The sequence below is a fragment of the Micromonospora sp. CNZ303 genome (assembly GCF_004345505.1).
In genome coordinates, this window is record NZ_SLVT01000001.1 from 636,162 (window position 1) to 649,338 (window position 13,177).

Consider the following 13,177-nt stretch of genomic DNA (forward strand, 5'->3'; position numbering starts at 1 on the left):
TGTGCGGTGCCGGGTGGATCTCCTAGAGTTACGTCTGGAGGCGAAACATGGCCGTCTGGCAGGTGCCGTCGGATCTCCTCGCGCGCAGCCGTTTCACGGTCTCGCCGATGGTCGACACGGTCGCCGCGCTGCGTGCGCTGCACGACCCGCGTAACCCGTGGCAGCGGGCCTGGCGGGAGCCGCACGTCGCGGCGTTCCGGCGGATGCTGGCCGGTCGGCCGGTGGTCCGGGCGCTGCTGCCCGCGTCGTTCCACCCCCGGTGGACCGCCGACTTCCTCACCGTCGCGCCCGCCGCACCGGAACCGACGTTCGCGGCGGAGCTGGCGGCCGTCGGGCGGTTGTCCGACGAGCGGATCCGGGCCGACCTGCGCGCCACCCGCCCGGAGCCGCTCGCCGCCGAGCTGCTGGCGAACGGTCTCACCGGGCAGGTGGTGGAGCTGCTCGACTGGGTCTGGACGCGCACCGTCGAGCCGGAGTGGCCGGAGCGGGAACGCCGGCTCCGGGCGGACATCGTGGCCCGCACCGCCGCGTTGAGCGCGGGCGGCTGGGCCGGGGTGTTCGCCGACCTCAACCGCAACGTGTGCTGGCTGGGCGACGGTCGGCTCCAGGTCAACGACTACCCGGAGCCGCCGCTGTCGCTGGACGAGGCCGAGCAGTTGGTCTTCCTCCCGGCGCACTGCCGTCGCGGCTGGGTGGTCTGGGACAGGCCGACCCGGTTCGGGATGGTGTACCCGGTGCACGGCATCCTCGTCGATCCCACCTCACCGGCACCCGACGGGCTCGCCCGGCTGATCGGCGCGAACCGGGCCCACATCCTGGCCCGGCTGGACACGCCGCTGAGCACCTCGCAACTCGTGGCGGTGACCGGGCTCTCCCTCGGCACGGTGGGCGACCACCTGCGGGTGCTGCTGGACGCGGGCGCCGTCGGCAAGCGGCGGTCCGGGCGCGAGGTGCTCTACTGGCGTACGCCGCTCGGCGTCGCCCTCACGTCGTCCACGCGTTAGCAGGGGGCCCTTCCTCTACCGGAGACGTTAACGGCGGCCCTTCCTTGCACCTCAGCCGTCGCGCTTGGTCGTCCAGCGGAACGTGGTCAGGCAGAGCACCAGGCCGATCACGCACCACGCGACGAGGACCAGGGCGACCCGGTCCAGCTCGAACGAGCCGCCCGGCTCGCGGGCGCCGAAGCCGTCCGGCAGGAAGACCGAGCGCAGGCCCTGGCACATCCACTTCAGCGGGAAGAGCGCCGCCACCTGCTGCATCCAGGTCGGCAGCTCGGTGAAGACGAAGAACACCCCGGAGATGAACTGGAGCACCAGCGCGACCGGGGTGACCACCGCCGAGCCGCTGCGGGCGGTGCGGGCCAGCGACGAGATGGCGATGCCGCACAACGTGCAGGCGGTGACGCCGAGCACCGACACCCAGCCGAAGGTTAGCCACTTCGCGGCGGTCCCGGGCAGCTCCAGGTCGAACAGCGCCACCGAGACCGCGAGCAGCAGGACGGTCTCGGCGATGCCGATCGCCACGACCATGATCACCTTGCCGGCGAACCAGACCCACTTCGGCATCGGCGTGCCCCGGTAGCGCTTGAGCACCCCCCGGTCCCGCTCGATCGGGATCCAGATGCCCAGGTTCTGGAAGCTCACCGTCATCAGGCCCGTGGCGATCATGCCGGTGATGAAGTACTGCGTGTAGCTGACCCCGGGGGCGATCTCGTCGTTGAAGATCGCCGCGAAGATCAGGATCATGATGACCGGGAAGCCCATCGTGAAGACGACGGACTCCCGGCTGCGCAGGAACTGGGTGATCTCCAGCCGGCTCTGCCGCAGGCTGAGGGCGACCGGACCGGGTCGCCGGGCCGGTGCCGTGGTGGCCGGCGCGGCCGGCTTCGTCGTGGTGGTCATCGGTGTCCGATCATGCGCAGGTAGATGTCCTCCAGGGTCGGCCGGGTCACCGTCAGGCCCGGTACCTCGCCGCCGAAGCGCGCCGCCAGCTCCGCCACCAGCGCCGTCGGCGTCGCGCTCTCCGCCGTCTCCCGCGCCCCCTCCGGCGTACGCCAGGAGACCGTCGCCAGGGCCTCGCGCCGGTTGCCGAGCTGGTCGGGCGTGGCCACCTCGACCACCCGGCCGCCCGCGATGACGCCGACCCGGTCGGCGAGGGACTCCGCCTCGTCGAGGTAGTGGGTGGTGAGCACGATGGTGGTGCCGGCGGCGGCCAGGTCGCGGATCAGCTCCCAGAACTCCCGGCGCGCCTCCGGGTCGAAGCCCGTGGTCGGCTCGTCCAGGAAGAGCAGCTCGGGGCGGCCCACGATGCCGAGCGCGACGTCGAGCCGGCGCTTCTGCCCGCCGGAGAGGGTGTGCGTACGCGCCTTTGCCTTGCCGGCCAGCCCCACCCGCTCGACGACCTTGTCGGGGTCGTCCGCGTCGGCGTAGAAGCCGGCGAAGTGGCGCACCACCTCGGCGACCGTCAGCTCGTCGAACTCGCCCGTGCCCTGGAGCACGATGCCCACCCGGGAGCGCCAGTCGGCGGCCGGACGGGCCGGGTCGCTGCCGAGGACGCTCACCTCGCCGGCGTCGCGCCGCCGGTAGCCCTCCAGGATCTCCACGGTGGTCGTCTTGCCGGCGCCGTTGGGGCCGAGGAGGGCGAAGACCTCGCCGCGGTGGACGTCGAGATCCACGCCCGCCACGGCGACGTTGTCCCCGTACGCCTTGCGCAGTCCCCGGACGGAGATCGCCAGCTCGTCATGCATGCGTCAAGTGTGCGACCTGGCCGCGGCGGCGGACCGGCCGGGGTGTGGTGGTCGCGCCCATGTCGGGCGCTTCGCACCCGGGTTTCCGCTCCATGGAGCTGTGTGGTTTTCCACAGCTCTGGTGACTGAACGGTAACTTAGACTCCCGCCATGGACGAGAAGGCTCTCCCCGGCCGGCTGCCCGAGCGCGACCGCCCCTGGGTGATGCGCACCTACGCCGGGCACAGCTCGGCCGCGGCGACCAATGCGCTCTTCCGCCGCAACCTGGCGAAGGGGCAGACCGGCCTGTCGGTCGCCTTCGATCTGCCGACGCAGACCGGCTACGACCCCGACCACGAACTCGCCGCTGGCGAGGTGGGCCGGGTCGGTGTGCCGGTGGCGCACCTCGGCGACATGCGGGCCCTCTTCGACGGCATCCCGCTGGCCGACATGAACACGTCCATGACCATCAACGCGCCGGCGATGTGGCTGCTCGCCCTCTACGGCACGGTCGGCGCCGAGCAGGGCGCGGAGCTGGCCCGCTGCGCCGGCACCACGCAGAACGACATCATCAAGGAGTACCTCTCCCGGGGCACCCACATCTTTCCGCCGGCCGCGTCGCTGCGGCTGACCGCCGACGTCGTCGCGTACACGCTGCGCGAGATGCCGCGCTGGAACCCGGTGAACATCTGCTCGTACCACCTCCAGGAGGCCGGCGCGACACCGGTGCAGGAGGTCGGCTTCGCGCTCTCCACCGCCGTCGCGGTGCTCGACGCGGTCCGCGACTCGGGGCAGGTGCCCGCCGAGCGGATGGGCGACGTCGTGCAGCGGATCTCCTTCTTCGTCAACGCCGGGGTGCGCTTCGTCGAGGAGATCGCCAAGATGCGGGCCTTCGGCGCGCTCTGGGACGAGATCACCCGCGAGCGCTACGGCGTGGAGAACCCGAAGCAGCGGCGGTTCCGCTACGGCGTGCAGGTCAACTCGCTGGGCCTGACCGAGGCGCAGCCGGAGAACAACATCCAGCGCATCGTGCTGGAGATGCTCGGCGTCACCCTCTCCCGGGACGCCCGCGCCCGCGCCGTGCAGCTGCCCGCCTGGAACGAGGCGCTCGGCCTGCCCCGGCCGTGGGACCAGCAGTGGTCGCTGCGCATGCAGCAGGTGCTCGCGTACGAGTCGGACCTGCTGGAGTACCCGGACCTGTTCGAGGGTTCGCACGTGATGACGGCGCTGGTCGAGGAGATCGTCACCGGGGCCCGGGTCGAGTTGGAGAAGGTGCTGGAGATGGGCGGCGTCGTCGCGGCCGTCGAGACCGGCTACCTCAAGAGCGCGCTGGTCGCCTCGCTGGCCGAGCGGCGCCGCCGGATGGAGTCCGGCGCCGACGTGGTGGTCGGCGTCAACCGGTTCACCGAGACCGAGCCGTCGCCGCTGACCGCCGCCGGCGCCGAGTCCGTCGAGCAGGTCGACCCGGCCGTCGAGGCGGCGGCCACTGAAGCCGTACGCCGGTGGCGATCCGGGCGGGACGACGCGGCCGTCGACGCGGCGCTGGCCCGGCTGCGCGCGGACGCCGCGACCACGACGAACCTGATGCCGGCGACGCTGGAGTGCGTGCGGGCCGGGGTGACCACCGGCGAGTGGGCGGGCGCGCTGCGCCAGGTCTTCGGCGAGTACCGGGCGCCCACCGGCCTGACCGGCGCCGCCGGGGCCGGCGGGGACGCCACCCTGGCCGCCGTCCGGGCGCGCGTCGCCGCCACCGCCCGCGAGCTGGGCAGCGGCCGGCTGCGGCTGCTCGTCGGCAAGCCCGGCCTCGACGGGCACTCCAACGGCGCGGAGCAGATCGCGGTACGCGCCCGCGACGCCGGCTTCGAGGTGGTCTACCAGGGCATCCGGCTGACCGCCGGGCAGATCGTCGCCGCCGCCGTCGAGGAGGACGTGGACCTGGTCGGCCTCTCGGTCCTCTCCGGCTCGCACCTGGCGGCGGTACCGGCGGTGCTGGACGGCCTGCGCGCCGCCGGCCGGCCGGACCTGCCGGTGGTGGTCGGCGGGATCATCCCCGCCAACGACGCGGAGCAGCTCCGCGCCGCCGGGGTGGCCCGGGTCTTCACGCCGAAGGACTTCGCCCTGACCGGGATCATCGACGACCTGGTCACCGTGGTCCGGGAGGCCAACGGCCTGCGCTGAAAGGAAGGGTCCCTTGTTAACGCTTAGCGTTAACAAGGGACCCTTCCTTTCGCTTCGAGGCGGTCAGCGGCTGACGTAGGTCATGCAGTCGGCCATGTCGTTGTCGGGTCCGACCTTGATCGCCGGCGCGTGGCACTCCAGCTGCTCGTTGTGCTGGCAGTCCGCGCGCTGGCAGGCGCCCACCTGCGCGGTCATGCCGCCGTCGACCCCGCCACGGACCGCCGGCATCTCGACGAAGGTGTGGCAGTGCGCGTGGTCCGGGCTGCCGATGGTGATGGCGAAGGCGTGGCAGTCGTTGGTGTGGTTGTACGAGCACGCCGCCACGACACATTCCTGGACGCGGGGCATCTCCACTGCTGCGGTCATGGTGACCTCCTATAGAGTCGTGCCCCGATTTTAGGCTTTTGTGGGTTTTGTCGAGCCTGGTTCAGCTCACTCCGAGGACCTCCGACAGCGGGGCCGGCTCGAGGCCGCGCTCGGCCAGCCCGGCCAGGATGTGCGGCAGCGCCTCGTCCGTCATCGGCGCGTTCGCCTCCGTCACGTGCAGGACGATCACGGATCCCGGACGCACCCCGTCCAGCGAGGCACGGACCACCGGCCGCCACGACTTCGCGAACGGGTCACCGCTGACCACGTCGCCGTCCACCACCGTCACCCCCAGCGGCGCCAGCGCGGCCAGCGACTTCCTGTCGTGGCACAGCCCGGGGAAGCGGAAGTACCGGGTCTGCCGACCCCCGTACGCGGCCACCACGTCGAACGTACGGGCCACGTCGGCCGTCATCTCCCGCTCCGCGATGCGGGGCAGGCCGTAGCAGTCCGGGGTGAAGGCCAGGTGCCCGTACGTGTGGTTGGCCAGCTCGAAGCGCGGGTTCGCGGCGAGTCGGCGGGTCACGTCCGGGTACTGCTCCACCCACTTGCCGGTGAGGAAGAAGGTGGCCGGCACCCGCTCCCGTTCCAGCAGGTCGATGATCTTCAGGTTCGCGTACGACCGCACCGCGCCGCTGCGCAGCTGGTACCGCATCGCGTCCGTCATGTCGGCGTCGAAGGTGAGCGCCACCTTGTTCCCCGTACGCGGCCCGTGGTCGACGACGGGCGGCCTGGTCCCGACCGGGGTCGCGCCGGGAACCGTCGCCGCGGGCGCGGCGGGGCCCGTGGTCTCGGCCCCGGCGGGGGCCGTGGCCTCCGGGGCGGCCGTGGCCGTGGACGCGGCGGGGGCCGTGGCCCCCGGGGTGGCCGGGGCGCGATCCGTTGCCGCGATGCGGACGATGCCGGCGTCGGCCGGCGCGCGCAGCGGGCTTGGGAGGACGAGGAGAGCCGCGGCGGCGACGACGGCGGTGAGGGTCGCGACGAGCGGAACGCGGGGGATCTTCACGTGCACCGGGAGATGATGTCAGCGCCTGACGTTTCCTGCGTGCCCACTCTCGACCACACCCGCTGCGAAACCCGCCCCGGCCCCCCGTCAGGCGGGTCGATCATGCAGTTGTGGTGGGCGTCGTGCCCTAATTGCACCGTATGCGGAGCGCCACAACTGCATGATCGACGCCGGCCTGCCCGGTCGCGAGGGGGATCTTGGTGTCGCTCGGGGATCATGCCTGTTTTTCGGGTTGAACGTCGGCGTTGTCGTCTGGAAGGCGGGATGGGGGTGGTGTCCGGTTTGGGGGTGTGATCGGGGGCATCGTGGGGTCGGAATCGTGGCGGGGGTGGGGTCGTTACACCCTGCGTACGACCGAGCAAGACCACGCCGCCCCACGGTTGGCGGGCCCCCGGAATGATGGCGGGCCGGTGGTCGTTACACATGGTCCGGCCGACGTGAGGGCAGCCCCCGCCCCGCGAAACGGGTCCTTCCGACCGGTGCAGGTCGGACATGCGGCCGACGGCTGATCTGATCTTCCTCCGGCCGATTCGCCGGAGATCCCCCGAGTTCATGGGCGCCGGACGGTGCTTGCACCCGCGTAGCCGATCCCCCTCGGTGTGGGTGCCAACCCCCGAATGGAGCATCTGCGATGAACACGATCATTCGTAACAGCGTTCTCGGTATCGCCGGTCTGGCGTTTGCCGGTGGTGTGGCCGCCGGCCCGATGACCGACACCCACACCAACGCCCCGACCGTGGACACCACGGCTGTCGCCGTCGCGGTCACGGCGGACAAGCCGGACATGGGCAAGCTGGTGCCGCATGGGGTGCAGGGTGCGCAGTCGCACGTCGACCTGTCCGACGAGCAGGTCGCCAACGTCAAGGCCATCATCGCCGCGACGAAGAAGGCCGGCATGGACGAGCGGGCCGCGGTGGTGTCGATCGCGACCGCGTTGCAGGAGTCGAAGTTGGAGAACCTGGGTCATCTGGGTGACCGCAACGACCACGACTCGCAGGGCCTGTTCCAGCAGCGTCCGTCCTCGGGTTGGGGCACGGTGGAGCAGATCACCGACCCGGAGTACTCGACGACGGCGTTCCTGAAGGGCCTGAAGCAGGTCGACGGGTGGCAGGACATGCCCCTGACCAAGGCCGCCCAGACCGTGCAGGTCTCGGCCTACCCGGACCACTACGCCCAGTGGGAGCAGATGGCCGCCGACCTGGTCGCCGAGCACTGGAACAGCTGACAGCAGTAGCCCGATCGCCGCTGGCCGGCACCCCAACCGGGGTGCCGGCCAGCGGCATGTCCGGATGCGTCAGACGCGGAAGCCGGCGGCCCGCGCCGCCTGACGCTCCCGGCGGCGGTCGGAGCGGCGGCGCACGAACCAGAAGACGAAGGCGACCAGCCCGAGCAGGAACGCCAGCACCAGCACCGGCAGGATGATCGCCACCACCGACATGGCCACGCTGGTGGCATCCTCGGCGGTGCTGGCCACGGGTGCGCCGACGCCGGCCGTGGTCGCGTTGATGACCGGTCGGGCGGCGGACTTCAACAGGTGTACGCCGAGGGCGATCACCACCCCGGCGACCACGGGGACCCACTGGTTGGACGAGAAGAAGGTGCCCGGGTCGCTGACCGTCACCGTCTCCGAGGACGAGCCGGCGCCGAACGCCAGGCCGCCGGCGGTCGGCCGGACCACGGTCTGCACGACGTCGTTGACGTGGTCGACCACCGGGACCTTGTCGGCGACGACCTCGACCACCAGCAGCACCGCCAGGATCGCGATCACCCAGCCGTTGCCCAACCACTGCCAGCCTCCGGGCAGGTCGATCAGGCTGGTGTAGCGGGCCAGGAGACCCATGGTGAGCAGGGGGATGTACGCGTTCAGCCCCGCCGAGGCGGCGAGACCGGTACCGGTGAGAACTTCGAGCACCGTCTCAGCATCGCACCGGCGCGCCAGTGCCGCTCGGTGGCGCGGGCCGGGGTCTCGGCTACCCTCGTCGGGTGCGGTTGGTCATTGCGAAGTGCTCGGTGGACTACGTCGGACGGCTCTCGGCCCACCTGCCGCCGGCCACCCGGTTGCTCATGGTGAAGGCGGACGGGTCGGTGTCGATCCACGCCGACGACCGGGCGTACAAGCCGTTGAACTGGATGAGCCCGCCCTGCCGGTTGGAGGAGGCCCCCGGCGTCTGGCGGGTCGTCAACAAGGCGGGGGAGGAGCTGCGGATCACCCTGGAGGAGATCTTCCAGGACACCTCGTACGAGCTGGGCGTCGATCCGGGCCTGCGCAAGGACGGCGTGGAGGCGCATCTCCAGGAGCTGCTGGCGGCCAACCCGGAAGCGCTCGGCGAGGGGTTCACGCTGGTCCGCCGGGAGTACATGACGGCGATCGGCCCGGTCGACCTGCTCTGTCGGGACGCCAACCAGGGCGCCGTGGCCGTGGAGGTGAAGCGGCGCGGCGAGATCGACGGCGTGGAGCAGCTCACCCGGTACCTGGAGCTGATGAACCGCGACCCGCTGCTCGCGCCGGTCGCCGGGGTCTTCGCGGCACAGGAGATCAAGCCGCAGGCCCGGGTGCTCGCCACGGACCGGGGCATCCGCTGCGTCGTCGTCAACTACGACAAGCTGCGCGGCATCGAGCGCGACGAGCTCACCCTGTTCTGACGGACCGCCCTCGCGGCACTGCGGGGGAGCTTGCCGCCGATCCGACCGGTGGCCAGGACCAGCCGGAGGCCGGGCCCGCCGCGACGTCAACGGGGCGGCTCCGGCGGGCCGTCCGCGCGGACGGCGATCAGGGACTTGGGCAGGCCGGCCACCCGCTCGACGAGGATCCGCGAGTCGGGGAAGTAGTGCCGCATCTGCGAGCGGTCCAGCAACTCCGTCCAGAGCACCTGGTGGATGGCGGCCTCGTGGCTGCGGGTCGGCTTGTGTCCGAGCGGCCAGCGGCGGGCGAACGCGGTCCGCAGCCGCACGGGGAGGAACTGCATCCCCGGCGCGATCCAGTGCGGCTCGATGGGGAAGTAGCGGTAGGGCGTCTGCACCCAGTGCCGGTCGCCGAGGTTGCGCACGGCGTCGGCGAAGCGCAGCCGCCGCTCGTGCCCGCCGACGTGCTCCAGCACCGAGTTGGAGAAGACCAGGTCGTAGCGGCGCGCGGTGATCCGGGCCGGCAGGTCGCAGGCGTCGGCCCGGTCGACCTCCGCCCACTCCGGGATGTCCGTGGGCGGTCGCTCCAGGTTGACCACGTGTACGCGCGCCGGCCGCACGTCGGCCCGGCTCCAGGTGCCGAGCCGGCCACCCAGGTCGACGACGTGCATCTTCTCCAGGTCAGGGAACGTCCGGACCAGCCAGTCGGCGCGGCGACGCCGCTGCCGGGCACTCCACGACCGGTCACTGTCGACGAGGTGGAAGCGCAATCGATGGGGGCGCATTTAACGCAATGTACCGCTCCCACCACGTTGGACACATGTGAGGGTGTTCATGATCGGTTATCCGACAGTCACCTGCCGTACATGACCTTGATGGCCTTGACGAGTCGCGTGACGTCGGCCGGCGTCCGTTCGAAGGTCGTCGAGGGCAGCAGCGACCGGGCCCGCCGCCGGGTGATGGCCTTGGCGCGGCTGAACTCGCGCAGCCCGTCCTCGCCGTGGATGCGCCCGAAGCCGGAGTCGCCGACGCCGCCGAACGGCAGGGTGGACATCCCGGCGAAGGTCAGCGCCGAGTTCACCGACGCCATGCCCGAGCGCAGCCGCCGGGCGATCGCCACCGCGCGCCGCCGGCCGAAGACCGAACCCCCCAGGCCGTACGACAGGGCGTTGGCGCGGGCGACGGCCTCGTCGGCGTCGCGGACCCGGTTGATGGTCAGCGTGGGCCCGAACGTCTCCTCGCGTACGGCGGCGGAGTCCTCCGGGACGTCCACCAGCACGGTCGGCCGCACGTACGGCGGCTGCACCGCGTCCGCGCCGCCGAGCACGGCCCGGCCGCCCCGGGCCAGCGCGTCGTCGATGTGCCGGCGGATCACGTCGACCTGGCTCGGCATGGTGATCGGGCCGATGTCCGCGTCGTCCGGGCCGACGGTCAACCGGCCGGCCCGCTCGACGACCTTTCCGACGAAGGCGTCGAAGACCGGCTCGACCGCGTAGACCCGTTCGATGCCGATGCAGGTCTGGCCGGCGTTGGTCAGCGCGCCCCAGACGCACGCCTCGGCGGCGGCGTCCAGGTCGGCGTCGGAGTCGACGATCATCGCGTCCTTGCCGCCCGCCTCCAGCAGCACCGGCGTCAGCGACTCGGCGCAGGCCGCCATCACCTTCCGGGCGGTGGCCGACGAGCCGGTGAAGGCCACCTTGTCCACCCCGGAGCGGCAGAGCGCCGCCCCCACGTCGCCGAGCCCGTGCACCGCGGTGAACACCGGCTGCTCCGGCACCACCTCGGCGAACGTGTCGACCAGCCACTGCCCGACGACGGGGGTGTACTCGCTGGGCTTCAGCACCACCGCGTTCCCCGCCGCCAGCGCGTACGCGGCGGAGCCGATCGGGGTGAAGACGGGGTAGTTCCACGGGCCGATCACGCCGACGACGCCGTACGGCTGGTATTCGAGGTGGGCGGAGAACTCGGCCAGGACGAGCCGCGAGCGGACCCGACGGGGGCCCAGCACGCGGCCGGCGTTGCGGGCCGCCCAGTCGATGTGCTCGACGGCGCTGACGAGTTCGACGACGGCGTCGGCGACCGGCTTGCCGCCCTCGACGTGCACCAGCTCGGCGATCTCCTCGATCCGCCGGGCGAGCAGGGTGCGCCAGCGCAGCAGCCGCTCCCTGCGCCCGCCGAAGCCGAGCCCGGCCCACCACTCGCCGGCCGCTCGGGCCCGCTCGACGGCCCGCCCGACGTCCTCGGCGGTGGCGACCGGCAGGCGTCCGGCCTCCGCGCCGGTCGCCGGGCTCGTCGACACCAGCCGACCGTCCTCGATGACCGGGGTACCCGGGACACGCACAGCCGTCATGGCGGAAGTCTAGACCTGAGAATTACTCGCCGGTAGGGCCGCGACGGCTCGGTCCCGCCGGTCGGACCGGGCGCGGGACGGCGGAACGGGGTGGACGGCGGTCGGCCGGACTTGTGATGATTCTTCCGCCGGAGGGCGCCGAATCGCCGAACGCGAGGTGTCCGGCCGGGGACGCGGAGGTGACCATGCGGCGGTGGAGGCGACTACCGTGTGATGGCAGGCTGACGCGCGGGGTGACCGCGCGGGGTGGAGGCTGACATTCCATGGAGGACCATCCGGAACTGAGACCGTTGTTGACGGTGGCCGGTGGGGCGATGCGGGGGCTGAGCGTCCGGGTGGGCCCTGAGCGGCAGGTCATCGGCCGGGGGTCGACCGCCGACATCGTGGTGCACGACGCCCACCTGAGCCGCCGGCACGCCGAGGTCTGGCTCACGGGCGAGGGGGCGGCCCTGGCGGATCTGGGTTCCACCAACGGCACCTGGCTGAACGACCGGCGGATCACCGGCGTGGAGCGGCTGGCCGACGGGGACGTGATCCGGCTCGGCCGCACCGAGCTGCGCGTCTTCGACCCGGGCGTGGCGCGGACCGACCCGGTGGGCTTCAGCTTCGGCGAGCCGCGCCGGGACCGCCGCCCGACCCTGCCGCTGCCGATCGCGGCGCAGGCCGCACCGGCCGTCGACGCGGTGTCGCCGGTGGCGCTTCCGGCGGGGTCGTCCGCGCCGTCCTGATCGGCGCCGACGGCGGATGCCGGCGCACACCTCCGGGCCGGGGAAGGTGGCGGGCCGGCCCATGGACGCGTCCGGCGCCATCGTGGCAGCATCCGGCGGATGGAGACCGGACAGCGGCAGGTGTCGGCGAACGGCATCACCCAGGCGGTGCGGGTGGCCGGGCCGCCGGACGGCGTTCCCGTACTGCTGATCCACGGCAACTGCTCGTCGGCGGCCTTCTGGGAGCCGCTCGTGCGGCGACTGCCGGCCACCCTCCGGGTGGTCGCGCCCGACCTGCGCGGCTACGGGCTGACCGACACCGTCGGAGTGGACGCGACACGGGGTCTCAGCGACTTCGCCGACGACGTCGCCGCGCTGCTCGACGACCCGTCCCTCTTCGCGCCCGGCGCGCGGCCGGTGGTGGTCGGCCACTCCCTCGGTGGCGGGGTGGCCATGCGACTGCTGGTCGACCATCCCGACCGGGTGGGCGCGCTGCTGCTCGCCGCTCCGGTCTCGCCGTACGGCTACGGCGGCACCCGGGACGTGGCGGGCACGCCGACCACCCCCGACTTCGCCGGCACCGGCGGCGGCACCGCCAACGGGGACTTCGTCAGGCGGCTGGCCGCCGGCGACCGGGGCGCGGACAGCCCGGCCAGTCCGCGCGCCGTGCTGCGGGCCACCTACGTGGCGGACCCGGCCTCGCTCGGCGACGACGAGGAGCTGCTGCTGGACAGCCTCCTCTCCACCGCGACCGGTGACGACAACTACCCCGGTACGGCGGTGGCCTCGGCGAACTGGCCCGGCACCGCCCCGGGACGGCGCGGCGTGCTCAACGCCCTCTCCCCGGCGCACTTCCGGATCGCCGACGAACTGGTCGCCGTGGCCGGGAAGCCGCCGGTCACCTGGATCCGCGGGGACGCCGACGTGATCGTCTCGGACACCGCGATGATGGACCTGGCCCACCTGGGCTCGCTGGGCGTGGTGCCCGGCTGGCCGGGAGAGGCGGCCTGCCCGGCGCAGCCGATGGTGGCGCAGACCCGGGCGGTGCTGGAGCGTTACGCGGCGGCCGGCGGGGCGTACCGCGAGGTGCTGCTGCCCGGCTGCGGGCACAGCCCGCACCTGGAACGGCCGGCCGAGTTCGTCGCCGAACTGCTGAGGCTGACCGACGCGGTGACCTGAACGACACGGTGGCCTGACCGACACGGTGCTGACCGACGGGTGAG

At 72.5% G+C, this 13,177-nt stretch carries 13 protein-coding genes; 6 read left to right on the forward strand and 7 right to left on the reverse strand.

What is annotated here, in order from left to right; translation table 11 throughout:
- Positions 1-47: 47 nt before the first annotated feature.
- A complete protein-coding gene (locus EV374_RS03045; protein ID WP_132231220.1) occupies positions 48-1,004 on the forward strand; it encodes a helix-turn-helix domain-containing protein in 957 nt (318 codons plus the stop codon).
- Positions 1,005-1,055: 51 nt separating this feature from the next.
- Here the strand turns inward: EV374_RS03045 and EV374_RS03050 are convergent, their stop codons facing one another.
- Together EV374_RS03050 and EV374_RS03055 are read right to left on the reverse strand one after the other, a co-directional pair.
- Positions 1,056-1,901 (reverse strand): ABC transporter permease, encoded by an 846-nt coding sequence (locus EV374_RS03050; protein ID WP_132231222.1) that lies wholly within the window; start codon positions 1,899-1,901, stop codon positions 1,056-1,058.
- Positions 1,898-2,746, reverse strand: coding sequence for an ABC transporter ATP-binding protein (locus EV374_RS03055; RefSeq protein WP_132231224.1), 849 nt, complete (start codon positions 2,744-2,746; stop codon positions 1,898-1,900). Before EV374_RS03055 ends, EV374_RS03050 begins: the two co-directional genes overlap by 4 nt.
- A 150-nt stretch (positions 2,747-2,896) precedes the next feature.
- On the opposite strand from EV374_RS03055, the gene EV374_RS03060 reads away from it, so the two are divergent.
- Complete coding sequence (locus EV374_RS03060; protein WP_132231226.1) at positions 2,897-4,903, forward strand: protein meaA; 2,007 nt, start codon at positions 2,897-2,899, stop codon at positions 4,901-4,903.
- 63 nt (positions 4,904-4,966) lie between these two features.
- Here the strand turns inward: EV374_RS03060 and EV374_RS03065 are convergent, their stop codons facing one another.
- Both EV374_RS03065 and EV374_RS03070 read right to left on the reverse strand, forming a co-directional pair.
- A complete protein-coding gene (locus EV374_RS03065; protein WP_132231228.1) occupies positions 4,967-5,269 on the reverse strand; it encodes a DUF1540 domain-containing protein in 303 nt (100 codons plus the stop codon).
- A gap of 61 nt (positions 5,270-5,330) precedes the next feature.
- Entirely contained in the window at positions 5,331-6,281 is a 951-nt protein-coding gene (locus EV374_RS03070; RefSeq protein ID WP_486485539.1) for a polysaccharide deacetylase family protein, read from the reverse strand.
- Between the two features lie 625 nt (positions 6,282-6,906).
- Here EV374_RS03070 and EV374_RS03080 point away from each other — a divergent pair.
- Positions 6,907-7,500 carry a hypothetical protein gene (locus tag EV374_RS03080; RefSeq protein WP_132231232.1) on the forward strand — a complete coding sequence of 198 codons (594 nt, stop codon included), beginning with the start codon at positions 6,907-6,909 and terminating at the stop codon, positions 7,498-7,500.
- Between the two features lie 69 nt (positions 7,501-7,569).
- On the opposite strand, the gene EV374_RS03085 is transcribed toward EV374_RS03080, so the two are convergent.
- The gene (locus tag EV374_RS03085; protein WP_132231234.1) at positions 7,570-8,187 is read right to left on the reverse strand and encodes a DUF4126 domain-containing protein; all 618 of its coding nucleotides are present in this window, start codon (positions 8,185-8,187) and stop codon (positions 7,570-7,572) included.
- A 71-nt stretch (positions 8,188-8,258) separates the two neighbouring features.
- Here EV374_RS03085 and nucS point away from each other — a divergent pair, with 71 nt between their 5' ends.
- Positions 8,259-8,918, forward strand: coding sequence for an endonuclease NucS (gene nucS, locus EV374_RS03090; RefSeq protein ID WP_132231236.1), 660 nt, complete (start codon positions 8,259-8,261; stop codon positions 8,916-8,918).
- Positions 8,919-9,004: 86 nt separating this feature from the next.
- Here the strand turns inward: nucS and EV374_RS03095 are convergent, their stop codons facing one another.
- Both EV374_RS03095 and EV374_RS03100 read right to left on the reverse strand, forming a co-directional pair.
- Complete coding sequence (locus tag EV374_RS03095; RefSeq protein ID WP_132231238.1) at positions 9,005-9,682, reverse strand: methyltransferase domain-containing protein; 678 nt, start codon at positions 9,680-9,682, stop codon at positions 9,005-9,007.
- A 68-nt stretch (positions 9,683-9,750) separates the two neighbouring features.
- Complete coding sequence (locus tag EV374_RS03100; RefSeq protein ID WP_132231240.1) at positions 9,751-11,247, reverse strand: aldehyde dehydrogenase family protein; 1,497 nt, start codon at positions 11,245-11,247, stop codon at positions 9,751-9,753.
- Positions 11,248-11,510: 263 nt separating this feature from the next.
- Between EV374_RS03100 and EV374_RS03105 the strand changes: the two genes are divergently transcribed.
- Complete coding sequence (locus tag EV374_RS03105; protein ID WP_132231242.1) at positions 11,511-11,975, forward strand: FHA domain-containing protein; 465 nt, start codon at positions 11,511-11,513, stop codon at positions 11,973-11,975.
- 99 nt (positions 11,976-12,074) lie between these two features.
- Entirely contained in the window at positions 12,075-13,133 is a 1,059-nt protein-coding gene (locus EV374_RS03110) for an alpha/beta fold hydrolase (RefSeq protein WP_132231244.1), read from the forward strand.
- The last annotated feature ends 44 nt before the right edge of the window (positions 13,134-13,177 follow it).

Bases quoted from the DNA above. Each gene is read 5' to 3' on its own strand.
- EV374_RS03065 (WP_132231228.1), bottom strand. From the start codon at position 5,269: ATGACCGCAGCAGTGGAGATGCCCCGCGTCCAGGAATGTGTCGTGGCG.
- EV374_RS03080 (WP_132231232.1), top strand. From the start codon at position 6,907: ATGAACACGATCATTCGTAACAGCGTTCTCGGTATCGCCGGTCTGGCG.
- EV374_RS03100 (WP_132231240.1), bottom strand. From the start codon at position 11,247: ATGACGGCTGTGCGTGTCCCGGGTACCCCGGTCATCGAGGACGGTCGG.
- EV374_RS03060 (WP_132231226.1), top strand. From the start codon at position 2,897: ATGGACGAGAAGGCTCTCCCCGGCCGGCTGCCCGAGCGCGACCGCCCC.
- EV374_RS03050 (WP_132231222.1), bottom strand. From the start codon at position 1,901: ATGACCACCACGACGAAGCCGGCCGCGCCGGCCACCACGGCACCGGCC.
- EV374_RS03105 (WP_132231242.1), top strand. From the start codon at position 11,511: ATGGAGGACCATCCGGAACTGAGACCGTTGTTGACGGTGGCCGGTGGG.
- EV374_RS03055 (WP_132231224.1), bottom strand. From the start codon at position 2,746: ATGCATGACGAGCTGGCGATCTCCGTCCGGGGACTGCGCAAGGCGTAC.
- EV374_RS03095 (WP_132231238.1), bottom strand. From the start codon at position 9,682: ATGCGCCCCCATCGATTGCGCTTCCACCTCGTCGACAGTGACCGGTCG.
- EV374_RS03045 (WP_132231220.1), top strand. From the start codon at position 48: ATGGCCGTCTGGCAGGTGCCGTCGGATCTCCTCGCGCGCAGCCGTTTC.
- EV374_RS03110 (WP_132231244.1), top strand. From the start codon at position 12,075: ATGGAGACCGGACAGCGGCAGGTGTCGGCGAACGGCATCACCCAGGCG.